The sequence below is a fragment of the Spirosoma flavus genome, from assembly GCF_054778555.1.
Genome location: NZ_BAAGZL010000003.1, coordinates 493,386 through 518,041, shown reverse-complemented (window position 1 = coordinate 518,041; position 24,656 = coordinate 493,386). Strand labels below are relative to the sequence as shown.

The 24,656-nt window shown below is 47.9% G+C and carries 25 protein-coding genes and 1 pseudogene; 7 read left to right on the top strand and 19 right to left on the bottom strand.

The window, feature by feature from the left end:
• Position 1 precedes the first annotated feature (1 nt).
• Positions 2-535 carry a hypothetical protein gene (locus ACYVF1_RS18650; protein ID WP_461081568.1) on the bottom strand — a complete coding sequence of 178 codons (534 nt, stop codon included), beginning with the start codon at positions 533-535 and terminating at the stop codon, positions 2-4.
• On the bottom strand, positions 535-1,044 hold the full coding sequence (locus ACYVF1_RS18645; protein ID WP_461081566.1) for a GNAT family N-acetyltransferase: 510 nt from the start codon (positions 1,042-1,044) through the stop codon (positions 535-537). The genes ACYVF1_RS18650 and ACYVF1_RS18645 overlap by 1 nt, the downstream gene beginning before the upstream one ends.
• Positions 1,045-1,181: 137 nt before the next feature.
• On the opposite strand from ACYVF1_RS18645, the gene ACYVF1_RS18640 reads away from it, so the two are divergent.
• The gene (locus ACYVF1_RS18640; RefSeq protein ID WP_461081564.1) at positions 1,182-1,646 is read left to right on the top strand and encodes a hypothetical protein; all 465 of its coding nucleotides are present in this window, start codon (positions 1,182-1,184) and stop codon (positions 1,644-1,646) included.
• Between the two features lie 2 nt (positions 1,647-1,648).
• On the opposite strand, the gene ACYVF1_RS18635 is transcribed toward ACYVF1_RS18640, so the two are convergent.
• From ACYVF1_RS18635 to ACYVF1_RS18615, 5 genes are all read right to left on the bottom strand, one after another.
• A complete protein-coding gene (locus tag ACYVF1_RS18635; protein ID WP_461081562.1) occupies positions 1,649-2,296 on the bottom strand; it encodes a Uma2 family endonuclease in 648 nt (215 codons plus the stop codon).
• A gap of 39 nt (positions 2,297-2,335) precedes the next feature.
• Positions 2,336-2,890 carry a leucine-rich repeat domain-containing protein gene (locus tag ACYVF1_RS18630; RefSeq protein ID WP_461081560.1) on the bottom strand — a complete coding sequence of 185 codons (555 nt, stop codon included), beginning with the start codon at positions 2,888-2,890 and terminating at the stop codon, positions 2,336-2,338.
• Between the two features lie 108 nt (positions 2,891-2,998).
• A complete protein-coding gene (locus ACYVF1_RS18625; protein ID WP_461081558.1) occupies positions 2,999-4,717 on the bottom strand; it encodes a GMC oxidoreductase in 1,719 nt (572 codons plus the stop codon).
• A gap of 106 nt (positions 4,718-4,823) precedes the next feature.
• Positions 4,824-5,537, bottom strand: a complete 714-nt coding sequence (locus ACYVF1_RS18620; protein ID WP_461081556.1) for a gluconate 2-dehydrogenase subunit 3 family protein — start codon at positions 5,535-5,537, stop codon at positions 4,824-4,826.
• Between the two features lie 255 nt (positions 5,538-5,792).
• Positions 5,793-6,548, bottom strand: coding sequence for a cupin domain-containing protein (locus ACYVF1_RS18615; RefSeq protein ID WP_461081554.1), 756 nt, complete (start codon positions 6,546-6,548; stop codon positions 5,793-5,795).
• 369 nt (positions 6,549-6,917) lie between these two features.
• Here ACYVF1_RS18615 and ACYVF1_RS18610 point away from each other — a divergent pair, with 369 nt between their 5' ends.
• Together ACYVF1_RS18610 and ACYVF1_RS18605 are read left to right on the top strand one after the other, a co-directional pair.
• Entirely contained in the window at positions 6,918-7,691 is a 774-nt protein-coding gene (locus ACYVF1_RS18610; RefSeq protein WP_461081552.1) for a LytR/AlgR family response regulator transcription factor, read from the top strand.
• Entirely contained in the window at positions 7,676-10,723 is a 3,048-nt protein-coding gene (locus ACYVF1_RS18605; protein WP_461081550.1) for a ligand-binding sensor domain-containing protein, read from the top strand. The genes ACYVF1_RS18610 and ACYVF1_RS18605 overlap by 16 nt, the downstream gene beginning before the upstream one ends.
• A 193-nt stretch (positions 10,724-10,916) precedes the next feature.
• Here ACYVF1_RS18605 and ACYVF1_RS18600 read toward each other — a convergent pair whose 3' ends face one another.
• The 4 genes from ACYVF1_RS18600 to ACYVF1_RS18585 all read right to left on the bottom strand — a co-directional run bounded on the left by ACYVF1_RS18600 (position 10,917) and on the right by ACYVF1_RS18585 (position 12,723).
• Complete coding sequence (locus ACYVF1_RS18600; RefSeq protein WP_461081548.1) at positions 10,917-11,330, bottom strand: hypothetical protein; 414 nt, start codon at positions 11,328-11,330, stop codon at positions 10,917-10,919.
• 18 nt (positions 11,331-11,348) lie between these two features.
• Positions 11,349-11,861 (bottom strand): DUF3592 domain-containing protein, encoded by a 513-nt coding sequence (locus ACYVF1_RS18595; protein WP_461081546.1) that lies wholly within the window; start codon positions 11,859-11,861, stop codon positions 11,349-11,351.
• Between the two features lie 99 nt (positions 11,862-11,960).
• Positions 11,961-12,269 carry a hypothetical protein gene (locus ACYVF1_RS18590; protein ID WP_461081544.1) on the bottom strand — a complete coding sequence of 103 codons (309 nt, stop codon included), beginning with the start codon at positions 12,267-12,269 and terminating at the stop codon, positions 11,961-11,963.
• Positions 12,253-12,723 (bottom strand): globin domain-containing protein, encoded by a 471-nt coding sequence (locus ACYVF1_RS18585; protein WP_461081542.1) that lies wholly within the window; start codon positions 12,721-12,723, stop codon positions 12,253-12,255. Before ACYVF1_RS18585 ends, ACYVF1_RS18590 begins: the two co-directional genes overlap by 17 nt.
• Before the next feature lie 550 nt (positions 12,724-13,273).
• Here ACYVF1_RS18585 and ACYVF1_RS18580 point away from each other — a divergent pair.
• Positions 13,274-16,537, top strand: coding sequence for a putative Ig domain-containing protein (locus ACYVF1_RS18580; protein WP_461081541.1), 3,264 nt, complete (start codon positions 13,274-13,276; stop codon positions 16,535-16,537).
• A gap of 212 nt (positions 16,538-16,749) precedes the next feature.
• Positions 16,750-17,508, top strand: coding sequence for a hypothetical protein (locus tag ACYVF1_RS18575; RefSeq protein ID WP_461081539.1), 759 nt, complete (start codon positions 16,750-16,752; stop codon positions 17,506-17,508).
• A gap of 65 nt (positions 17,509-17,573) precedes the next feature.
• Here the strand turns inward: ACYVF1_RS18575 and ACYVF1_RS18570 are convergent, their stop codons facing one another.
• Together ACYVF1_RS18570 and ACYVF1_RS18565 are read right to left on the bottom strand one after the other, a co-directional pair.
• On the bottom strand, positions 17,574-18,125 hold the full coding sequence (locus tag ACYVF1_RS18570) for a hypothetical protein (protein ID WP_461081537.1): 552 nt from the start codon (positions 18,123-18,125) through the stop codon (positions 17,574-17,576).
• A gap of 243 nt (positions 18,126-18,368) precedes the next feature.
• Positions 18,369-18,812: a response regulator gene (locus ACYVF1_RS18565; RefSeq protein WP_461081535.1), complete on the bottom strand. Its 444-nt coding sequence runs from the start codon at positions 18,810-18,812 to the stop codon at positions 18,369-18,371.
• Positions 18,813-18,982: 170 nt separating this feature from the next.
• Between ACYVF1_RS18565 and ACYVF1_RS18560 the strand changes: the two genes are divergently transcribed.
• Complete coding sequence (locus tag ACYVF1_RS18560; RefSeq protein ID WP_461081533.1) at positions 18,983-19,405, top strand: response regulator; 423 nt, start codon at positions 18,983-18,985, stop codon at positions 19,403-19,405.
• Between the two features lie 90 nt (positions 19,406-19,495).
• Here the strand turns inward: ACYVF1_RS18560 and ACYVF1_RS18555 are convergent, their stop codons facing one another.
• The 3 genes from ACYVF1_RS18555 to ACYVF1_RS18545 form a co-directional block, all read right to left on the bottom strand.
• Complete coding sequence (locus ACYVF1_RS18555; protein ID WP_461081531.1) at positions 19,496-19,972, bottom strand: response regulator; 477 nt, start codon at positions 19,970-19,972, stop codon at positions 19,496-19,498.
• Between the two features lie 314 nt (positions 19,973-20,286).
• On the bottom strand, positions 20,287-20,580 hold the full coding sequence (locus ACYVF1_RS18550; protein WP_461081529.1) for a TIGR03643 family protein: 294 nt from the start codon (positions 20,578-20,580) through the stop codon (positions 20,287-20,289).
• 166 nt (positions 20,581-20,746) lie between these two features.
• Entirely contained in the window at positions 20,747-21,448 is a 702-nt protein-coding gene (locus tag ACYVF1_RS18545) for an SDR family NAD(P)-dependent oxidoreductase (RefSeq protein ID WP_461081527.1), read from the bottom strand.
• Between the two features lie 230 nt (positions 21,449-21,678).
• On the opposite strand from ACYVF1_RS18545, the gene ACYVF1_RS18540 reads away from it, so the two are divergent.
• A complete protein-coding gene (locus ACYVF1_RS18540) occupies positions 21,679-23,100 on the top strand; it encodes a cryptochrome/photolyase family protein (protein ID WP_461081525.1) in 1,422 nt (473 codons plus the stop codon).
• A 64-nt stretch (positions 23,101-23,164) separates the two neighbouring features.
• On the opposite strand, the gene ACYVF1_RS18535 is transcribed toward ACYVF1_RS18540, so the two are convergent.
• The 3 genes and pseudogenes from ACYVF1_RS18535 to ACYVF1_RS18525 all read right to left on the bottom strand — a co-directional run bounded on the left by ACYVF1_RS18535 (position 23,165) and on the right by ACYVF1_RS18525 (position 24,351).
• Positions 23,165-23,791 (bottom strand): MOSC domain-containing protein, encoded by a 627-nt coding sequence (locus tag ACYVF1_RS18535; protein WP_461081523.1) that lies wholly within the window; start codon positions 23,789-23,791, stop codon positions 23,165-23,167.
• A gap of 14 nt (positions 23,792-23,805) precedes the next feature.
• A pseudogene (locus ACYVF1_RS18530) lies at positions 23,806-24,150 on the bottom strand (DUF1348 family protein); the annotation flags it as partial.
• A 12-nt stretch (positions 24,151-24,162) separates the two neighbouring features.
• Positions 24,163-24,351 (bottom strand): hypothetical protein, encoded by a 189-nt coding sequence (locus ACYVF1_RS18525; RefSeq protein WP_461081521.1) that lies wholly within the window; start codon positions 24,349-24,351, stop codon positions 24,163-24,165.
• Between the last annotated feature and the right edge of the window lie 305 nt (positions 24,352-24,656).

Genomic DNA, 24,656 nt, shown 5'->3' with positions numbered 1-24,656 from the left:
TTCACTTACCCCAGGCAGGGGTTAGCGTCGATGGATCGAATAGCTCATCAACGTAGTACGTTCGTCGGGAACGTTTGTCGCATTCATCGTCGCCAATCGGGTATCGGCACGTAGCATACACTGTTACGTTGTCAGGGTTCATCAAACTGACAAAAGCGCCCTTCGGAAACTTGTCTGTTTTGTGGGCTCGATTGAGCAGACAATGGCCTAATTCGTGAAATACTAGAGATTCTCGTTCTTGCTGACTGGCTTTCTGCCAACAAAAATCATCGTTATTGAGTACAATACGTGGCGTTTTTCCCGGAATACATTCCCCGCAGACATCTTCTCCTAAAGCAGTGCCAAACGTAACGATCAGGTTATTTGTAACCACCGTTTTGTTCCGTTGCTGAGCCTCCTGACGAAAGGCTTGAATAAACGGCTCAACGTCGGCCGGTACGTTGTACTGAGTAGGTTCAGGCTGTGAATTGGTCTGACAACTCAATAGGCCAATTAACAGAAAAAAGACTAATAGCGTCTGGATTGGCTGATTCATCAGGAAAAGTTAATGACGTAGTATTGGCAAAGAAACGACTGGCCAAACTCCTGAATTTGACGCTGATACGTTGGCTGGAATCCGTGACGTTCGTAAAAAGACATCAGCTTCGGTCGTGTAGCGTCCGTTTCCAACTGCAACGTAGCAATGCCCCGTTTAAGACATTCCGTTCGGCAGAAATCAAGAATAGGAACGAACAGGTTCTGACCGGCAAAAGGTCGACGAATGGCCAATTTGTGAACGAAGCCAGATGTATTTGGCGGTACGTCGGGCCAGAAAAGTGGGTCTTCCCATTGCAGAATCAAAACGACTGCCGGTTCAGGAGCTTTACCTTCTTCCTCGGCATACATGACATAGAGATTACCGGTGGTATATTGATCCAATAAGTTTTCAGGTGTGAGCGTTTGAATTTCCCACATTTCCTGATTGGTATCGACAAGCCACTGACCTACTTCGCGCATGATGTCGATGGCCAGGAGGGGTTGGTCATTACGGAGAGAATACGTCATAGTGAATACGTTAGGCCCCGACAGGCTCCGGCTGTCGGTTGTAGGTACTGGGTCAGTCGCTAACGTGGCTCCAACAGCCAGAGACTGTTGGGGTCGAGTATAGGTAACATTTCGCGACCCTGGCAAGTTAAGCACGTATGACGAAACTAAACAAAACAATCTTGCCCGCGCTGGGCGGTGGACTAGTCGGAGCTACCGTACTCACAGCGCTCCACGAAACGGCTCGCCAATTCATTGACGAGGCTCCTCGTGCCGACATTCTTGGCGAACGCGCTATTAAAAAAGGCCTGAAAAAAGCGAAACTGAAAGTACCACCGCAGGATGAACTTTATTTCTGGACATTGGGCGGTGATCTGCTCTCTAACGCTTTGTATTACAGTCTGGTTGGGTTGGCAAAACCTAAACACGCCGTTCTAGCAGGTGCTACGTTAGGATTAGCTGCCGGAGCTGGAGCGGTGGGTTTACCCGGCCCGATGGGATTGGGCACCGCACCTAGCAGCCGAACCCCCGCAACGGCCGCCATGACAGTTGGTTGGTATCTGATTGGTGGGCTGGCAAGCGCAGGGGCTTATTTGTTGCTGAAGCGGAGGAGACGTCTATAGATTTAAGGTGCTACGTTGATTCCTTCATCGGCCAGATATTGACCGATGTTAAAAATCTGACCGTCCCATAATTCGAGGTCGCGGTGCCAATCCATTGTGAGCCAGGCATCCGCATTACGTTCGGCAATCATAACCTGCTGCGAACTCGTGAAAATCCAGATGACTTTATCTGATCCGAAATCCAGAAGCTTTTTTGTTTTCCGATTAACGTAGTTGAAGTCAGCTACTTTTGATACGTCGGCTTTTACGTCTATTTCAATCGCGACTTGAGCAGGCACCTTAACGTACTGAGTGTTAATTTTATCGGCTGTCAATACGTTCCGGTCGTAAATTGCGACGTCGTGCGAGAGGTTGTTTTTGTGGTCGATGTGAACGCCTGCTTCGTTCGAGGCAAAACGGTATTTTTTTCGATTCAGACCTAAAATCATGATTTCCATAAAATAGGAAACCAGCACCCATTGTAAAGAACTCGAACCCATTATTTCTTCTGGTAATTTCTTGCCTGCCAATACGTCCTCATAGCCGAGGTAATATAACGGACGTCCATCCAGCACTTCATATACCAACGACTCCAGTGCAACCGGTGGCTGTTTTCGGGTAGCCTCCGGGTTACGTCGTTTGCGGGGGTGCTGTTGTGCTACGGTTTGCATAGTTATTTTTTAGCAAGGTAATACATTTTTGACATCTGGTTACCAGTGCAAGCCCCAGCGTAGTGCTTCCTGCCGGAGTTCCCTAGCCGCGTTATAGTCTCTTTGAAGTAATAATTCGGTTTCTCGCTCGTCTGCTTTTTTCAGATCGTTTTGGTATTTGCCGATGAAAGGCATCTCCCAGAAACCGTCTGGCCACGCCTGGATTGGATTATTCCGTACATCTAGGCAAACCAGTGAGCGAAGGCGGCTGAGGTTTTTTGGTAGTTTCGTCAGTTGATTTCTCGACAAGTATAAGCGCTTCAATTTAGGCAGGTCGCAAAGCGATTCCGGTAGCTCCGTAAGTTGCTGCCCCATCAGATTTAACTCTTCAAGATTAGTCAGTTCGTGAATGCGTTCAGGTAGTCGACCAATGGTTGCAGGGGCGATCGTACCAATACGCAATATTGTTACCTGTGGGTAGTCGAATACTACGTCTGGAAAAGCGGTCAGATCGAGTAGGCTAAGGTTAATTGTAGTGGACAAACACGATTTGATATCAAATAATCGCTTGTCGACAGTTTCAGGCTCGTCGTCCTCTTCTTCAAAAAAATACATCTGGCTGGCTATTTATACCTTTCAAGATACGAAAAAAAAGCCATAAATGCCAGCCTGAAACCCTCTAAATCTCGTGTTTAAACAAAGATTTAGAGGGTTTTGAAGGTACTATAAATTCATCCGCTTTAACTCTTTGACGGCGAAATCAGCTGCGCGGGCGGTCAGGGCCATGTAGGTCAGCGAAGGGTTCACGCAGGACGATGATACCATGGCGGCACCGTCGGTCACAAATACATTTTTTGCGCCCCACACCTGATTGTTGGCATTGAGTACAGACGTTTTCGGGTCGCGTCCCATGCGAGCGGCTCCCATTTCGTGAATACCAATACCCTGATTTTTATCGGTATCGTTACGTGTTTTCACGTTTTTAAGTCCTGCCGCTTCGAGCATTTCGGCGGCATCGTTGGCCATCGCTTTCCGCATCCCAACCGTATTTTCGCCCCAGCCGGCGTCGAATTCAATAATCGGTAAGCCCCATTTGTCTTTCTTATCAGAAAGGCGCATCCGGTTGTTGGGGTCGGGGAGGGTTTCGCCGAATCCACCGATGTTAAACTCCCATTTTCCCGGTCTGGTGAGGTTGTCTTTAAATTCTGGCCCAAAACCATCTTTCGACGCCCCTGCTACCCAATCCTGACGAGCTCCACGTCCCTGATAACCAAAGCCCCGAACGAAATCTTTCCGTTTATCGTCGCCCCAGTTGGCGAAACGGGGAATGTAAATGCCGTTGCCCCGCCGACCATAATAATACGTATCCTGCAAACCATCGAATTCGCCCGAAGCGCCCGCGCCCAGATGATGATCCATCAGGTTGCGTCCTAACTGGTCAGAGTCATTACCCAAACCGTTTTGGAAACGCTTGGATGTCGACTGCATCATGATCCAGGCGGTGTTCATAGTCGACGCATTCAGGAAAATGATTTTACCGTAATATTCCTGATGCTGCTTCGTATTCTGGTCGATGACGCGTACGCCAACGGCTTTATTTTTTTGGTCGTCGAAAATTACCTGATAGGCAATTTTATCAGTAATAATCGTTAATCGCCCGGTTTTCATAGCCGCCGGTAACGTAGAGGATTGCGTACTAAAATACGCCCCAAACGGGCAACCCCGTACGCACAAATTACGGAACTGACACGACGCCCGCCCACCGGCGGTATGGATTTTCTGAGCCACCGAAAGGATAGCCGGACGTCCAATCACCAGATGCCGACCTTTGAAATTCTTTTCGATACCCGCCTTCGCGTGTAGCTCAATACTGTTCATCTGCATGGGCGGCACAAAATCACCGTCGGGTAGTACGGCCAGCCCGTCTTTATTCCCCGAAACGCCCGCAAATTTTTCTACGTAGGAGTACCAGGGCGCAATGTCTTTATAACGTATCGGCCAGTCGATGCCATGACCATCTTCAAGATTGGCCGTAAAATCGCGCTCGTTCAGTCGGTAGCTTTGGCGCCCCCACATGATCGAACGACCGCCCAGGTGATACCCGCGAATCCAATCGTAGGGGCGTTTTTCGATGTACGGTACGTCGACATCCTTGGTGAACATATGCCGCTGATCTTCGCCGGGTTTACCACCCGATCGCGCATTGGCCCAATATTCTTCGGCGGCCCATAGTTCAATTTTACCCCGGTGCGGAAACTCCCAGGGGTCTTTCATCGCGGTGGGGTAATCCGTTACGTGTTTAAGGTCCGGCCCGCGTTCGAGCATGAGTACTTTGAGGCCTTTTTCGGTCAGCTCTTTAGCAGCCCAGCCCCCTGATATACCGGAACCAACCACGATAGCATCGTAGGTCATTCCTTTTTTAGCGTCAAGATTAAGGTTCATTCTTTTTGAAAAAGTTATAGGGTTATAATGTTGTATGGTTATAAAGTTGTCGATTCCGTGTCAGCGGAACTTTACAACTATTTAACTCTACAACTTTACAACTTCACTACGTTGCCCAGGCTTTCTGGCCTTCTTTTAGTTTAACGACGCCTTCGTAGCGACCCGGAATTTTTACGTACTCAAGGGCTTGCGTGCAGCCAATCTCAGAACTGAAATAGCCTAGTACGGTCAGCTCTTTTACGAGCTTGAAGAACGGAATCAAGGGGGCGTTTTTCTTTTCGTCCTTTACCACAGTACCGGTTTCGGCATCCACGAGTTTGGCTTCGGTTTGATCGCTGCCTGCTGGAGCAAAAGCGCCAAGCGTCGTTTCTGGGTTTTTGGCCAATTTTTCCTGGCCTTTTGGGTGTTGCTTAGCCTCGGCTTTCGCCATCTGCTCAAACTGTTTCAGGATGGCTGTTTTCTGCTCAATCGGCAGGTCTGCGAACAATTTGTTATGGACTTTTTGACTTTCGGCATCGACCGCATCCAGCCCTTTCAGGAAGTGCTCCTGCTGGTCGGGTTTGTAACAATCTTTCAGAATCAACTGAATGGTTTCGCCCACTTTAGCGGCTTTGGCACCCGGCGTAGACGTAGTAGGCATAATAACCTCCGTTATTTCGTCCAGCAGCACTACCTGATTGGGTTTCAGCGCGAACGTGGAAGGTACTCGTTTGGCGGCCCGATGGGGTTGGTATCCTTCTACAATGGCCGCCATTGATGGAGCAGACAAGGCGCTTCCCATCGTGAGGGCTACCTGAAGAATGGCTTCTCTACGGTTCATGATACGTTCTGATTAACAGCCAGTAATGTGCGTCACAAGCATCGGTTACGACCGACCGGATTACCATTATTCAGCTTTCTGTAAAACTACAACACTTGGTGTACAAGTCATTCTTTTAAGAAGAAAAAGAATGCTAAACCTACTTGAAAAAGTCCGATTTTTTGGTGAGAATTTACCAAATCCGGGCTTACTTTTTGTTGAAGAAATCGCTTTATACCTTAAGAAACTGGTATTGAAGAAGTAGCTGGTTTGGGCTTAAAACTGAATGGATAAAATAGTACTGCCTTCCTCACCGCTCGGTTTAAGGGTATAAGGTATTTCGGAATCAACAAAAATGATGTCTCCGGGCTTCGCTTCTTTCAAAACGCCATCAATCTGAACCTGAACCGCATGGTTTAGAGCGATCAGAAGTGCGGCTGCCCGGTGGTTGGGTAAGCTATCCAGTTTCGAGCCAGAACCAAAGGTGGTCTTTTGTAGGGTAAGCCGGCTGCTCATTACGCTGACGCAACCGTCCATCCGTTGACTACGTCCCTGATGATCTGCCGCCGGAGCAATGCCCTGCCAGTCGATCCAGTAGGAATTCCCGAGCAGGCTATACAAATCAAGATCTGGCATTTCATTAGATGTGTAGCGTATCTGATAGAAGCTGAGGGGCTGATTGGCCTTATTCACAACCTGAAATTCATCTCCTGGCATGATCACAACCAAGTTACCTGGCTTCAGGGTTTTGTGTTTATCGCCAATCTTCACAGTCAATTCTCCTTCTTTAACGACCAGTATAGTCTCTTCGTCAAGCAGTTGGGGCGATTGGCTAGGTTGATTAGGCGGGAAAATGATATGCTGAACCATTACGTTAGAATAATCACGGGTGGTGCCCTCAAACAGGGTTTGCTCCTGGTAGCCTGAATGGTTGGGAAGCTGATTAAGGGCGTATACGTTCGACGTAATGACCTGCGGAAAGGCTGGCAAGGTGATCAAAACAATTACCAGGAAAAAAAAGCAGGATTTCATGGGTAAACGATTTTATGACTTTTCATAGCCAGGCCTAGTTCTCAACGTGTCTGGTTCTGGCCGATTGCCTGGACGTAGTCAGTCGAAATTTGTGCAAAAGGGATTAATACTAAAGACAGATTCGCAAAACGGACGTACTCTATTTTTCTCTGTACGTAGCACCATCAGGTACGGCGGAATAAAAGCGGTCATAAAAGAAAAACTCCTCCACAAACCTGATTCAGTACAGTCAAAAATAACGTAGTACGCAGAACGGTTCATGGCTATTTCTGCGTCATTTAACGTAACATCAAACGGTTCATGGCTATTTTTTTGCAAATCAGCAGGGAAAAATAAAAATTTAAGCTGTGGTTTTATTTTCCTCTTTTTATGAATGCCCTGATTATAGAAGACGAAAAGCTGGTAGCGCTGGAACTGGCTGCGAGTATTGCCGAAGTGGCGCCCGACATACAGATTATCGGTACGGTTGGCAGTGTAAAAACGGCGCTACGTTGGTTTTCAGAAAACGCCGAACCCGATTTGATTTTTGCGGATGTACAGCTATCCGACGGCGTCAGTTTTCGTATTTTCGAGCAGTTTCAGCTATCGGGATTAATTATTTTTACAACAGCTTATAACGAATACGCGATCCAGGCCTTCAAGGTCAACGGCGTTGATTACCTGCTCAAACCCGTTGATCGCGATGAGTTGAAGCGTGCCATTTCTAAAGCGCAGTCGCTGATCAAAGCCAAGTCGAACGTAGCACTCGATGTACACAAACTCCTGGAAGCTATGAATACGTCGGTCAGCGTCCGGCCGTCGTACAAAGAGCATTTTTTGGGAAATGCCCGAAATAGTTGGGTGCCCATTAAGGTGACGGATATTGCGTATTTCACTCGCGATCAGTTGAATTTTATGGTTACGAATGCAAACGAGCGATACATTCTCGATTACGATACCCTCGACCAGATCGAGACGTTGCTCAACCCGAGCCAGTTCTACCGAGCCAATCGCCACTGCATTGTCAACATCGACGCCGTTCATCAGGTCAAAGGGATGGCTAACCTTAAACTTAATTTAAAACTCAAAGCGCCTAACCACCAGTTCGATATTGAAATCAGCCGTGACAAGGCTCCCTCGTTCAAAAAATGGCTGGAAAAGTAAGGATAAACCGCTGGCTACGGATCGGGATGCTGGGTTGGCTTATCGGCTGGTCCCATTGGCTGCTGGCCGAAGATCGCCCGGCGCAGTTTGAGTTTCGGCACATTCAGGAAAAGGATGGGTTGAGTTTTAATTTTATCAACTGCTTTTTACAGGATAGCGACGGTTTTCTGTGGATTGGTACGTACAACGGGTTGAATCGGTACGACGGTAATCAGTTTGTCCAGATCAAAAATAAACGGAACGATCCCCATTCTCTGCTGGATAATACCGTCCACGATTTGTGTGAGGATCGGCAGGGAAACATTTGGATGGCGGCTGATAAAGGAATCAGTCGTTACAACAAGAAGACGGGAAAATTCGTCAATATCACCGCCGTTGACAAACGTAATTTAGGATTTTGTACCAACGTGCTTTGTGATCGCCGGGGCGATATTTGGTTCACGAGCCACCTCGTCGGGTTGTTTCGGTACACTGCCAAAACGGGTCAGATTGATTATTTTCCGTACCAGGTCGATAAGCTGTCGTATATCTCCAAAAACGGCTTGCTGGAAGATCCGACCCGCAACGGTCTGTGGGTGGGAGATGGGTTTGGCATGCGTTATTTTGATATCGATCAGCAACAGTTCGAGGATCACCGGCATAATCCCCGCAAGTTGCCTATCCTGACGAATCATTACGTCTCCGCCCTGGCTCTCGACGGCGATCGGCTGCTTTTCGCCGATAACCGGGAGCGGAAAATTGTCGTTTACAGCCTCACTACGCATCAGATTCTCAAAACAATAACTCCCGTCAGCCGACAGCCTAACCGCAACGTATTTGAAATGGCCACCATTTTTGTGGACCGGCAACACAACATATGGACCAGTTCGTGGAATTACCTGATGTTTCATATTGCGGCTGATACGTACCAAATAACCGAATTGCAGCACGACGAAGCCCGCCCCACATCGGTCGCTTCCAATTTTTTCTGGGACGCCTGGCAGCACCCCGATGGCTCCGTCTGGCTTGGTACCGTCAATGGCATTTCCTACACCAATCCTGAGCGGGCGTTTTACACCGCCTACAACCTGGGCGAACAGTTTCCTGCCCTGAACGACGAACGGGGTATTCATGCATTTGCCGAGGACAGTGACGGATCGTGGTGGCTGGGTACGTCCATTCGCGGTTTGTTGCACTACTACCCCCAAACGAACCGGCTTGAGGTCTATAAATTACCTAACGCCACTGCCGAGCGTCCCTACGGTATGGTTCTTTCTTCGCTCTGCTTAGCCGGTGATACGTTATTTATAGGAGCTGAAACCGACCTGTTTACGTTTGACAAAATTCATAAAACCTTCTCCCGGATACCGTTTCCGACCGTCGTCAAACAGCGTAACGCCCGACTGTGGAACCTGCTGAAAGATGGGCCATACCTCTGGGCATCGGGCGAAGCCAAGCAAGCCTTCCGCTACCACCTGCCGACCAAACAGTGGGAGAATTTCCCCATGCGGCCAGCCAATGACACCCTGAGCTACATGCTGAGTACGTTCGTGATGGACCAGCAGAAACAGCTCTGGGTAGATTTATATCCGGGTGGCCTCGCCCGATTTTCGCCCCAGGAAAAGTGCTTTGTGGTGGATAAACCATCGAGCCGGGGACCGTTTGAGAATAATACCACTTCGTTCAGCAAAGACGCGCAGGGTAACTTCTGGATCAGCACCAATGGAAATGGTTTGCTACGTTACAACACACGTAACCACCAATTTACCCGCTGGACCGAGGATGAAGGACTCGCCTACAACCACTGTTTAGACGCCCTTCCTGATCGATCGGGCAATATTTGGGTAGGTGCTTATAATAAATTCTCGGTTTTTTCGCCCCGGACCAACCGATTTGTCAATTTCTCGCTGCCCTACAACCAAGCCAATCTGGAATATATGAACCGGCTGTTTTTACTCCAAAACGGTCATATTCTGGCGGCTATGAAAGGCTACTTAGTCGAATTTATTCCAGAAAAAGCGGTCAAACAGTCGGCCTGGCTGCCTGATCGGGTTCTGATTAGCCAAGTTGGCGTTGGCGATTCTACGCTATTGAATCATAGTGGTTTGGAAGAAGTAAAACTGAGAGCGGGTGAAAGCGCTTTTGCTGTACATTTTAGCACCATTACAACGACTTCAGAAGCAACGTTCGATTACTTTTATCAACTTGAAGGCTACGAAGACTGGCAGCTCGCTACTGGTGCTCGCTACGCTGTTTATACGCGGCTTCCCGGTGGTGACTATACGTTCAACGTCAAAGCTGTCACCTCTGACGGACGCCAAACGCCGATCAGTACGTTGGCTATTCATATCGATACGTATCTCTACCAGAAAATGTGGTTTCAGGTATTGCTGGCATTCATCGTATTAGGGTTGGTAATTGGCTTTTTAATGTATCGTGCCCGGCAGAGTGAACGGCTGCACGATTTGCAGGTACAGGCCAGCCGGCTTGAGCGGGATAAGACTGAAATTCAGTATCAAAACCTAATCAATCACCTCAATCCGCACTTCTTATTTAACAGCCTGACCTCGCTCAACAGCCTGATCAATATAAATCCTCCACAGGCATCCGTTTTCCTGCGTAAGCTGTCGATTATTTACCGGTATATCCTGCAAAACAAAGACAATGAACTTGTTACGTTAGAGAGCGAACTAAGCTTTGTTCAAAATTACATCGACCTGCAAAAGTCCCGCTTCGAGGATGCTCTTCATATTGAGGTAAACGTACCGGAACATTATCTTACCCAACGTATCGTACCGGTGACCATTCAAAATTTGTTGGAAAACGCCATTAAACACAACGCGATTGAAGAAGAAAATCCGCTGGTAATACGTATTTATGCTGAGGGTAGTTTTCTGTACGTAGTGAACAGCCTGCAAAAGAAAAGCTTTGTGGAAACGTCGAACAAGCAGGGCCTGGCTAGCCTAAAATCGCTCTATCATTACCTGAGCCGACGGGAAATTGATGTGCAGGAAACGCAAACCGAATTTATCGTGAAAGTACCACTGCTCTAACAGTCGTCCCTTTTCGTTCTAAGAAACCTCTCATTACCAGATTGCTACGTTTCGTCGGCGTTTCTGCGGCTGCCGGTTTGATACGTTTTGTCTGCCGCTCCCAATGTCTTCATTGGCTGGCTTTGTGGAACGGACAAGTTTGGAATTCGCTGCTTTGGTTAACGACTTGTATTCTGACACTTAATATCGGCTGTCATGCCAGTTTGGTGCCTAGTCGTTCCGTAATTTCCTGCTCCAGTGCTTTTAAGTGGGGCAGTCGTTCGGGGGGAGTTCCGCTGGTTAACTTGACGGCTTCGTCCAGAATCTGCATTACGTCGGTGCGGCCGAGCAGTTCGAGCAGCGCTTCGGCACAGTTGCAGCGGATAAGGTAATCAACCGCGTCACGCTGTAATACCCGGAACATCGTCCAGCCAGCCTGTTGCAGCGTGGCTTCTTCGGCCAACGTATGCCAGATCATATTATAATCGCCATAATCACCCCGCTCGATACGTTGGAGAAGATCCGTAACCGCTAACGTAGCATAGCGATCCTTTTCGTTCCCGGCAGCCTGTTCGTACTGTTCCCGCCAATCGTAGGACGGCGTCTGGTCGTGCTGGTCTGCTTTCATTCGATCAACGTGAGAACTCTAGATTTTGAAGAAAGAAAAGGCCATGCCCAACGAAACAACGGACATGGGTAAGCCAATGGCAATCAGGACAATCGGTACCAGCCAAAGGTTCATGAACTCATCTACCTGCGCATCTTCCGGGTCGCTGGGGAGGTAGCGAACACCCACTTGTTCGCCAATGGAATGGCTTCGCTTCGAGGAGCCTACCGATGAGGTGAACGTAACGTCCTGACCTGCCTGCGTGTGGAAATGAACTGTCGGATGATAGTATGTGGTCGTCCGATTTTTCTCGTCGTCGTATTTCGTCTGGCTTTCATAGTCGATTACTTCGCCAGTTACTGTGTACGAGCGGGCTATCCACGTCCATGTTTGTTGAAAAGTAATCAAACTGCCAAGTACCATGCTAACGCCAACAAAGCCAAATACGGCGATGACTATATTCGGGGACGTCGCAGGAATGCGACCGCTCATGAAACTATAAACCCCAGCAATCAGGGTAATTGTATCGATTATTAGCAAAAGGCGAATCATGGTAGTAGTGAATGGTAAGGGTATTTTGTGGTTAAAATGATCTGATTAGGTAGGTTTTACAGGTAAATGGGTAACCCATATGATTTGGCAGGCTGGTGGCTACCGCCAGTTTTTGATGGGTACGAAAAGAAACGCGATAACCAATAAGATTGGCCAAGCCAGATACGCCAGCAACAGCATTTTAAAGCCTGCCCCAACTCTTTCTTGTATGACGGCCAGGTAATAAGACCAGCCTAGCAAACCCAACGCGGTTATTGAGATAAGCAGGAATGCTATGCTATCCCAGGCGAAGCGGAATGATCCCGCTTTAAAAAACAATTCATACAACATCGCAAAAAAATAGAACGCACTCGCTAGTACATTCACAATCAGTACAACGTAGTAAACAACCTTAATAACCGGGTGCATAACTGATAGGGTAAGGTTCCGTCGGACGTAGTGTGGAGATAGGCAGACGCGGGGCATTTATCATCGTGTCGGCTAGCAGCGCGTAGCAGGCCGTCCAGGCTTCCTGCACTTCGGGTGTCCAGTCGACAGTGAGCGTCTGTTCAAGGGTACGTAGCAAAGACTGGCCAACGTAGACGTAGTGTTTTTCGGTGATGCCATAGCGCTGGTGACGCTGAGCCAGCGCCGTTACGTCCTGTACAATGCTGTCTATTTCATTAAGTCGGCTGACCACGTAGGTCAGCAAAGCCATAAACTTGACTGATTGTTCGGGTAGGGGCGTTCGGCTGAACAGGGAACGTACCTGAGGAGCAATGTCGAATAAGTGATGGTAAAATAGGCGCCCAACCGCTTCGGGTGCTACGTCGGCGATGCGTTGAAAAGTCTCGCGGACCAGTCGGGCTTGTTCAAAAGTCATGTGTCGTTGTTTACGTATCAGGACTCAAAACTAGGATCATAGCCCCGGTCTAGTCAAACGAGAGTTGCTAGGATGCAATTAATTGGTAACAAACGACGCAGAATGCCTGATGAATTGCGAAACGGTTTTCCAGCTATACGCTTTCTCCTTCTGGTTTTCTTAATTTTTTGCTTGTTTATGCACCTTCTTTCTGCGGGTAGTCTATTTGCTGTTTGCAGCTGCTACTCGCGTTGGCGTTGTTGAACTACCCCGACGTATTAATCAGTCGGAAGTGGGTCTGAGAATTAATTTCTGCCAGTAGCGCATACCAATGAAACGGGCTGCCCAGGATGATTATCCTGGGCAGCCCGTTTGCGTTTAAATCAACCTTGATAGTCAGTGCAGACCGTGTTCGGGCGGAGAGTCAGTAACGAAATTTTGCCCGATCCTTTTCAGCAATTCAACTCAATCGGCTAACAATTCGTGAACCGTCCTGCGTCATTCGATGCTAAATTTTTGGTCTGGGGTGGGCTGTTAGACCACTTTTGACGCTAGCAAACGCTATTGCACAATGACAAACACAACTACGTTAATGAACCTTCAAGCACTACGTCTCTCCATTGCCGAGCTACTCAGCGCTACGCTTTGGCTACTAATGCCTCTATTTTTCAGCGCAAATTCAGCGCTGGCCAACACGTCGCCCGGCGGCAAAAACGGATCTTATTGCACCTATACGCTTGGCAAGCCGGGGATCGTCAATAATACTTTATGCCTTAGTACATCAACCTACGTCTCCTATTCATTGGGGGATTGTGCTTACCCACCATCTACCGGAGTTGGCATTCTGCTTTCAGACAGTCAGGGTAACTTTGATCCTGATTTCACCAAAAACATAGTGGGTAGTGGCACCAATAACGGGGGAGCCGTCTTTATATTGGTAAATCGAGCGCCAGGAGCAGGATATCGAATTAAACTACTTGCCTTCACGCAAAATGCTGGTGGCGATTTTAATATATTGGCCGAAAGTCCGGTAAGTGATCCGTTGACAGTTAAGGCCCCTTCCTTTAGCGGACCAGCTAGCGTAAACAGCAACCAAATATGCGCTGGCAGCAAAATAGACGTTCAAGCCCAGGTTGGTAGTTGTGACTTCCCGTTCATAAGCGTGTTTAGTGTTGTTTTGTCCGATGCGCAGGGAACATTTAATTACCAAATACCCACTGATAAGCCCGTACAGAATGCTATTGGAGTAGGGAGCGCTCCGGACAAAATAATTGCTTATATTCCGAACAACCTTCCGGCAGGAAGCGGATATAGAGTCAAGATTATAGCTCAGTATATAAATGACCCTTTTAATCCAGTAGCCACCTTTGCCAATAGTGTATCCGATGCCAGTGCGCCGTTTACTATTAAGTCTTCCTGCGGGGTGTTAGCTAACATTACGTCACCCAATCTTTCCTTTTTTAGTCCTGTAGCAGGTAAGTATTCTGATTATCAGGTCATCACACTTGCAAAAGTGAATCCGGCTTTGCCCTTGACGTTAAAGCCAAATTCAACCGGTAGTTTCAGCATTAGTACCCAGGCTAACGCGAACGGTATCACCCCAGGCGACCAGACTATTACCTGGCCGGCCAATAGCCCTACACTTACTTTGTATGTACGCAGCACGCGCTTGCCAGCAGGTCCATTCAATGACATACTTCAACTCAGTCTGTCAACTGCACAGGGGCAATCTGAAACAAAGACTCTTTTTCTGGAAGGATATGCTCAAAAAGATCCTACGTTAACGCCCATTGTTGCTGCACAGTCCATTCCCGATCAGATGGCAACCGTTGGCCAGCTATTTACTCTATTTCTGCCAGAAAATTTGTTTAGTGGTTCCTTATACGGTATTGATGTCAGTGGGCTGCCTAATGGAATGACGTACAGTGAGGGCGGACTGGGAGGTGTTCCCACTACACCCGGTACGTATACGGTGACAATCTTTGGCAGTGATTACAACCTGAATACTGCCGAAGTTAAGTTCAAGATAACGGTCAACTCCAGTGGCGGGTCTAACCTGGCACCATATTTCACCGGAATATTTACCAATCAGACAGTTAAGAAAAATAGCCCGGTAAACATTGAACTTCCGGCCAATGCATTCACCGACCCTGAAGGACAAGCCCTAACCTGGTCGGCGACGGGCTTACCCGATGGATTAACGCTCAATGGACATACGATTACAGGTACGGCACCTAGCCTGTTTGGCATCGACATTACCACCCTCATTACCATCACGGCTACCGATCCCGGCGGGCTGTCGGCCACTGGAGGCTTCCTACTGACGATCACCGCAGCTGATGAGCCTGAACAGCCGCTCATCAGCGTTATACCCTCCATGCTAAGCGAATTTTCAACAACCCCGGCGGCTCCGTCAGCTATTAAGACGTTGACTATCACGAAAATCAATGCCAATGATTCCTTTGACATAGGCTTTGAGCTGAAATCGGGTTATGAAGCAAGTTTCAGTGTTAATGGACCCTATTACGATGAAGACGATGCTCCTTTTATCAATTGGCCAGCTAACGAGTTATCAACGAAATTGCTGTATATCCGCCTGAAATCGGGCTTAACGCCGGGCAATTACAATGGCAATATAGGCGTGTCTACCCTAGTAAATGGGGTTATAAAAGAGGTAAAGGTCCAGGTAAGCGGTGTTGTCAATCCGGGCCCTGTCGGGGGCGGCCTGCAATTGCTGACCCCTGATTATAATTGCCAGAGCGGTGCCTTTACGTTTCTGACGACGGGCGGCAACGGTTCTGCTGTTGAGTTCAGAGCCATCGGTATTACCGACTGGACCACCAATCCGAATCAATACGTTGATACCGAACTACGTACTGCCGCCGATGCTGCACCGATTTTACTACGTGCCCGCCAGAAAAATGCAGCCGGTATGTGGGAAGTGACATCGCTGACCTGGGACATTCGGGCGCAGTGTCCGGTTGGAAATAACCCTCCGCAGCCAGGCGGTAATTCGCTCCAACTTGTGGCGCCAATGTACAACTGTCAAAGTGGCGCCTTTACGTTCCAGACAACAGGTGGCAACGGGTCTGCGATTGAGTTCAGAGCTATTGGTATCACCGACTGGACCACCACTCCCAATCAATACGTTGATACTGAACTACGTACCGCAGCCGATGCTCAGCCCATTCTGCTATGGGCGCGTCAGAGTGGCCAGACTATTACGTACCTGTGGGATATTCGGGCGCAGTGTCCGGTTGGGGCAAATCCGCCAGCTCCTAATGGTAATTCGTTGCAACTGGTGGCGCCAACATACAACTGCCAGAGCGGTGCCTTTACGTTTCTGACGACGGGCGGTAACGGTTCACCGATTGAGTTCAGAGCCATCGGTATTACCGACTGGACCACCAACCCGAATCAATACGTTGATACCGAACTACGTACTGCCGCCGATGCTGCCCCACTGTTGCTACGTGCCCGTCAGAGTGGAGCTGAGGTGATGTATACGTGGGACATCCGGGCGCAGTGCCCCGTGAATGGCGCGCGCCTGGCAGCCAGCCAATTAACAGAGATTTCTAACAAACTGGACGTAACGGTTCTGGGTAACCCGCTGACCAAAGACGATATAGAACTGGAAATTCGGGGTGCAGAGGGCCAGACCGTATCGCTAATGCTGGTCAACGAGCAAGGGTACCTGATCACTGAACGGAAAATCGAGCGGGCGCAGGCAAACGAACCGCAGTCGATCAATGTGAGTCAACAGCCGTCGGGTATATTGCTGCTACGTGTCAGTAGTTTAGTAGGTAGTAAAACAATCCGAATTATTAAACCTTAAATTAGCCGCAATCCCCGGCACCTGTGACAGGTGCCGGGGATTGCTTTTTTAGAGCTATGCACCTTGATCACCACGTTCACCCAGTCGTTAGTTGGCTTTTTGCTGCTACGTTCTACAAGCAGAAGAGCTGACTGCCGGAAATCATTTAGAAGTTAACAGAAATTAGATCAATACGTCGTTCGATCAACCGCTTGAAAAAGCAACTTATTTGTATGAAACTACTATTCTTTACACTGCTCTTGGTGGTTGCACTGGCCTGTTCACAGGAAGCCGAAAGACGCACAGACGAACCCTTTTCAGCTCCAAAAGATACGGCTATCTTCGCCTGGGCCACCGAATTGTGCGACTTCCAGAGTACCTATAACCCTACCCAATATACGAAGCAGCAATTAGAAAATACGCACGCACTCTGGCTCGACAACTGGTATCTCGAAGCTCCAGCCGTGGCGACCACACCTGATGAGCTAACCAGTCTTAATCTAGATTCGCTCCGCCGGGACTACGAGCAAATGCGGGAGCATTTGAACAAGCATACTCCGGTTGATGTACCTTTCTGGCAGCAGTTAAAACAGCAGCGAATCCGGGCGATGGACTCAGAATATACGCTTAAAAAACTAGCTATCAGCGCGTATCAAAATCCAGCATTGCTACGTAAGAGCAAGTATGACGCTGTAGGGTCAGTTTACGTAGAAGCGTTAATCTCCGGAGATACGACCGCTTTGCTAAAGGCCTGGAAACGACTTAATGAGGAACAGAAAAAAGCTAGCGGCCTGCCCGAGAAGTTAGAAGACGCATTTCAGGAAAAATACAAAGCTTCCGACCGATTGCTGTTTGCGAAGGTAGAACTAATGGCCTACGGCTGGTGGAATCATGTTAGACAGTCGGTGCCGTATGTAGAAGTCAATCAACGGATGGAAACCGAATTCAAAAAGCTATTTAACGAAAATAAAGCCACTTGCAGCGAGCCATAATTCAGGATGTTTGGCTTGCTAGAAGTGGATTTAGCGACTGCTTGTCGACGTAGCAAATCAACGTATCAGGGTTGAGCAATTTCCAGTTTGATGATACGATTTAATACACTGCCATCGTCAAGCTGCTGTTCCGGAACGTAGTGAATGCGCACGGATAATCCATCACGCAAAGGAAATCTGGGCGAGTCTGTATTATTGAATCCGGCCATCACTACGTTCCGGAAATACCCAAACGTTACGTTGTTGACCTGAAAGTTTTCGTAGCTATGCCGCCGTTTCTTCCCGTTTACACGTTTGGTCCATTCTTTTTCCCAATGGTCATGAATGACGCCCTCTGCCAACTTAGGTTGTTTTCTTAACAACTGATTTCGATCCCAGTAAGGCATAACTACCGATACCAAAACCGCAATCAGCGCAAAAGCAAATAGACCATATCGGCCCGCATTATGACGCGTAAAACAGGCGACCGTAGCCGCTGCTATGGCCAGGCCAAGCGGTAACACTAATGTACGCCAGGTGAAGGCAGGTTGAGCTGCCAAATCATAAATAGTTGTATAGTTCACGGTAAAAGACGTATCGTCACTGGGTAACTGACCAGCGTATTGGCTAAGGGGCATGATTCTGACGTAGTGATCCTACAGATCTGGTTTGGTGAATAGATGCCGTCGTACAGACGTAGCTAATCCGTTGTAAATCTCAGACTTAACGCTGTGGATAATCAACAATATCTGCACGAGTGGCTCATTTTGACTATGCAAACGTTAGTGGCAGCAAACGAGTCGTAAAGTATCGCTCCGGCTTAGGCAAGAAAGAGAAAGCGGCTGACGAAAGTGCCGGGCGGAATGGCGATCTACACGATCTTACCAGGACTCTTTTTTGTATATGATGGGGGGCAGCGTAACGGTTTTAACCCAATATATGCGAAGTTGCTCTGCGTATTGTTTCCAGTCCTCGAACGTTTCAGGCTTTCGGATAAAACTGGAGGCACCATCCTTGTAGCTATTTTGTACATCCGATCTGAGTTGGCTCACTGTCAGAATCACAACCGGGAGCACTTGGGTTATAGGGTGCTCTCTTAGCGATTTCAGAAGGTCAAAGCCTGTCATTGAATTCCCTAGGTTGATATCCAGCAAAAGCAACTGTGGACCATCGCCATCCAGCTTACTAAAATAATCGAGAGCATCCGACGCTGAATAAACCTGGACATAGCTCGCTTCAGGAAACCTTTCCTGAGAAGCACGACGCAGAATATCGACTAAATCTGGGTCATCATCAACGAGCAGAATACGAAACGTAGTAGACAAGGGCGGATTTTTTTATGTAGGACTCGGTGAGCAGGCAAATCTAATTAATTTAGAATAACCAATAGGATAACCACTAACAAATGGTAGCTTTACTAAGTGTATTAGGCAGTATATACTCTGGCTGATACGCTCAGCGACATCCAACCGCTTATTCTTATTAGCTATCCGGCATGACCACAGAGCGCCCATTGACTATCTTAGTAATTGATGATGAGACACCCATCATCGATATTTTGCAGCGGATTGGCCAGCAAGTCTTTCCAGAGGCCAATTTTATTGGTGTTGTCTCGCCCCAACAAGCTTTCGCTTATCTTGACGACATGTCGGTTCAGCAACCCAGGCTGGTTCTGTTGGATATTGATTTTCAACAGGCTGTAAACGGACTTGATATTCTTCCCCGCTTACGGACACAACTACAGGGTAAAGCTCCCATCATTATGTTTAGCATGCATTCTACGGACGCCAATATCATACAGTCTTATGAAAAAGGAGCCGTCGCATACATCCAGAAGCCGCATGATCTGGCTGGTTGGCGAGTGTATCTCGAACGACTGAAAGCGTACTGGCATCAAACGGCAATCCTACCAGGCTAGTTACCATTAGGCTGGCTTTAACCCTTTGCCTGATTGTCTTCGTTTGTCAGTCTGGTAGAAGCCGGGGGGGATAAAAGTAACCCCCGCTGCTTACAGATCGTAATGAATGGGCGGTAATGATACGGTTTCCCACCAGTAGGAACGTAACACTTGACAAAAAGCCTGCCAGCTGTCCAGAGTAAGCGGCTTTGTCAAATAGGTGGCAGCGCCACGCTCATACGATAGTGAAACGTCGTCCTCTTTATCGGAAGGCCCATAGACAATAATTGGAATCCGGATGAAAGGGCCTGGCATGGATTTAATGAGGCCAATCAACTCCCACCCGTCGATATTTCTGGGTAGGTAGAGATCCAGCAAAATGAGTTTAGGCAGTTCCCATTCCTGCTCCTGCCATGAGTTGAGTAGGGCCTTTGCCTCCTGAATAGTAGCTACTCGTTGGGTAGTAACTTCCCTAAGAGATTGCTGCAGAGCGCTTTTGAAGAGTTTCCATTGATCGTCATTATGTTCAACGATCAGTATTTTAGCATTGTTGAAATTGGCTTTAATACGCGTATCCGCCGTGATCATGACCACTAGTGAGATTTGTTAAAAGACGAATCAAACCAGCTATTTTAATCGTGAGTACATAGCTTATACCACAAACTGTGTGTAAGCCTTTTGTGTTTGCGGGAGGCAATTTCCCTTAGTTGATACGTGTAATCTAATCAGTTTCTGAAATAGTATAGAGCGAATTGTTGATAAACTCTTTTGATAAATCGGCTTGATAAACAGAAGAATAACTTCTTGTTAGTTGATAATTTGATTGGCCATTTACGCTGAATTGGCTTCGTTGGTACCAACGGCGCTAGTTTGAGCAAATTAAAAGGATTCGCATCAACTGCTTATCGTTTAGCGAGTTTATTATGAGTGATAATTCGCTGCTGATTTGATTTAAAGCGTGCATCGTCGACTACAGATAAAGCTGCATGTTTGGTTGTTCGTCCCTGTACCCGAGCTCGCCACCTCCGCCACGAAGCAGGCTTTAACTGAGCACGCATAAGTTCAATGACTCCTTGTTCCGATAAGCCAAACTGAATCTGGATGGCCTCAAAGGGAGTCCGGTCTTCCCAAGCCATTTCAACAATACGGTCTACATCGACTTCGGACAAAGTGGGAATGTGTTGGTTCGTTTTCATATACAGACAACCCCTTGAATTTGTAATTGTTAGGACGCGGCAAACCAGATTCAACGCTTGTCGCTAGGTCAGGATACAGCTTAACATAGTTGATCATTAAGATAGACCCGAAGGGTTGAATAACTCTTTAGCCTTACTGTAATGTTGATGCTCGAACAGAACGGTTTTATTTTAAACTACCCATCCCGCCATCGACGCCGATTATCTGTCCTGTGATCCAACTGGCCTGGTCGGAAAGCAAGTAGGTGGCCATACTGGCAATGTCGTCTGGGGTACCAACGCGTCCGAGAGGATGCCGTTTGTTGGCCGAATCCCGTTTTTCGTCGTTACTCAACAGCATCTGTGCTAATGGAGTGTCGGTGAGAGAGGGCGCCACCGCATTGACCCGAATAGAGAAAGGAGCAAACTCTGCTGCCAATGATTTCGCCATCCCTTCTATTGCCGACTTGGCGATGGACACCGACGAATGCATCCCCATGCCTAGTTTGGCAGCTACCGTACTGAATAGGACTACGCTGCTACCTTTGGCCTGTTTTAGTGCCAGATAGGCTGCCTGTACAGCTGCTACGGCTCCTATCACATTGATCTCTAAGTCCTGGCGATAGTCGTCGATGGTGAGTCGGTGAAAGGGTTTTAGGTTAATGGTACCTGGACAATACACCAATCCATGTAGCACAGGGGGAAGTTGGTTGAGCGCATCAGCTCCGGATTGCCGAGTAACGTCCCAACTCATGTGTGTTGAGGTGATACCTTCGGGCACCTGGCGCCCCGCTGTGAACAAATTTACCCCCTGGCTTTGCAGTTGGTTAGCCAGGGCGTGACCAATTCCTGAGCTAGCTCCTACAAGTAGAACATTCTTTCCGTTCATACACATCACTTTTTAAAATTGTATGAGTGACTGGTTGTAGAATCAGAAAGTTTAAGTTGAAGTCTGAAAATTGATTTTAATGAGCTTATCTGTACAGCTAACAGCCCATGTAGCACATATCAACAGCTAAATAGTATGGAGTAGTATTGTTTGTAGCATTATGTAAACAATTCGCTTATACGTTGCTTAACTCAATGGCTGGACTTCAGATACAAGCGAATAATTTAATTATGACTGATACCATTATTTTCTGGTTTCGACGCGATTTGCGTTTGTCGGATAATGCCGCTTTGCGGGAAGCGGCTAAACAGGGCACTGTTTTAGCGATCTATATACTGGATGAACGTACCGAGTTTAGCATTGGGGGAGCCAGCCGATGGTGGTTGCATCATTCATTGGCGGCTTTAAACAAAGCCCTTGCGGGTAAGCTACTCTTGTTTAAAGGCGATGCCACCCAAATCATTCCCCAGTTAGTCACCTCAACTAAGGCTAAGGGCGTTTACTGGAATACCTGCTACGAGCCTGCTTATTTAGCGACCGATCAGACTATCAAGCAGCAGCTTTCCGATGATGGACTAAACGTTCAGACCTTTGAGGAAAGTTATTTGTGGCCGCTATCGGAGGTGGTCAAAAAAGACGGTACTCCCTATAAAGTGTATAATCCCTTTTTGCGGGCTCGCCTGGCCGCCACACCACCCGCTCTACCCCAACCCAGACCCCGGGGGTTAGAATTGGCGTCCACTCAGCCAACCGGGTCCGTATCTCTTGATGCTCTGGCCTTATTGCCCACTATTCCCTGGGACACGGGCATTCGTCAGGCCTGGACACCGGGTGAAGACTCAGCTCAAGCCCTGTTAAGCTCGTTTGTCGCCACCAAACTTGACCACTACGGTTCTGAACGAAATTATCCAGCCCGCGATGTGCTTTCCCGTTTGTCACCCTATCTGCACTATGGTGAGTTATCGCCCAGGCAGATTTGGCATGCCGTCTATGCAGCCAAAGCCGAGAGGGGACAATCGGCCGAGAATGTAAAAGCATTTATCAGCGAAATATGCTGGCGTGATTTCGCCTACACCCTTTTATTCCATTTCCCGGAGACTAGTACAGAGAGTTACAATCAGCGGCTAAAGCGATTGGAATGGACGTACAATGAGGAGTTACTGAAGAAGTGGCAACAGGGGCAGACGGGCATTCCCATTGTCGATGCGGGGATGCGACAGCTCTGGCAAACGGGCTATATGCACAACCGGGTACGGATGATCACGGCCTCTTTTTTGATCAAAAATTTGTTGACCGATTGGCGGGTGGGTGCGGCCTGGTTTCTGGACTGTCTGGTGGACGCCGATCTGGCGGTCAACACCTTGAATTGGCAGTGGGTAGCGGGTACAGGCTTGGATGCGGCTCCTTTTTTTAGGGTGTTTAACCCCGTGCTTCAATCCCGGAAATATGATTCGAAAGGTGATTATATTAAGTCCTATGTTCCTGAATTGAAAGACCTTCCAGCCAAATACATTCACGCGCCCTGGCTAGCGCCAGAATCGGTACTCGACAAAGCTAACCTGCAACTGGGTCGAAATTATCCGGCGCCCTGTGTTGATCTTCAGGCATCGACGCAAGCTGCTTTAGCTGCTTATCGAAAAACGGCTGGCTGACGTTTAGCAGTCTGATCCTATTTGTCAACAGTTATTCAAAAATTGGTCCTGTGAATGGTTCTGATTAATGCACTAACATCTTCTTTAACGAATCTGGTAAATGCGGTAGTGAAACTATCTGAGCCAGTAAGTCAGCATCGGCCTGGCGAGTCAGTACGATTTGATACACTTTTTGAATGGTAATGTTTGTGTTGGCGGCTTCAATCAGGGTAATCACATCGCTAGCCTGCACGGTGCCTGGCTCAACGACTCGAAAATAAATGCCGGATCGTCCTTCACGAGCAAAGTAGCGGGTCATGCCGGGATCATCAAACCGAACGTTTAGTTTATAACAGGGGAACCGGGGCTGTACCGCTCGTACTAGAGCCGACCCAATCCGAAATAGGTCACCAATATGTACTTCCGATTCAAGCATCCCTTCTGTGGTCAGGTTTTCACCAAATAAGCCTGGTTCCCAGTCATCGCGTTCGAGTTGTTGCTGCCAGTGTGTATAATGCAGCTTATCATAAGCATAAACCGCCTTGTCCGGTCCACCGTGCACCTTCAGGTCTGCTTGTCCATCCCCCACGAAGTTAAGCGGCTCCAGATAAACCGACCCCTGACTGGGACGCTTAAAAATACCGGTAGTTATCGTTCGCCCAGCCCATTCGACAGAACGGGGCAGGCCTACATTGACCGAAAGAATGTGCATGAATAACTTGATAGCTAAGAATTGGTCATTGAAATAGTACTAATACGGCGCTCATCGGGTTGAATGGGGAGGTCGTTAATGCTGGCATATCGTTTTCTCACCAAGCCATTTTGATCGAATTCCCAAAGTTCATTACCATAGCTGCGATACCATTGCCCGCTTCTATCATGCCACTCGTATTCGAATCGAACCGCTATTCGGGTCTCACCAAAGGACCACAATTCTTTCTTTAGTTTGTACTCGTGCTCTCGTTCCCATTTACGGGTCAAAAACTCTTTAACTTCTGCTCGTCCATTAATGAATTCAGTTCGGTTGCGCCACTCGGTATCCTCGGTATAAGCTAAACTGACTTTGTCAGGATCTTTGCTGTTTCAGGCATCTTCGGCTATCTGTACTTTTTGCAAAGCCGTATCAAGTGTAAATGGCGGTAGAGGTGACTGTAAGGCTGGATTGTAAGGAGGTTGAGCGAGTACATCGTCCCACATCGTGTCTCCGCAGGCTTCGATCACAAAAGGCCGACCGTCATCGTCGAATGGTCTACTGAGTTCCGATGCGTTCATGGTTTAAAGGTTAAGTGATTATCTGAGGGGTTGAGCAGGCATAAAGTTTGCCAAAAGCCGGAAATAATTTTCAACAAATTGAGAAAATAATTCGAGCCTCGTAGTTCACGGATTACGGTTGAAAGCAATTGACAATTGAAGTTAGTTTACCAGAAAGAAGCGAACGTTTTTTATAAACGGTTCTGGTAGCTGGTTATAGTAAGTTCGATTTTTGAACGACTACGAATGAGACAGTTTGTGCGAATTTGTAAGTAGTAGCACTATGAATTCTAATGGTAGTTGGGTTATCAACACAACAAAATCTG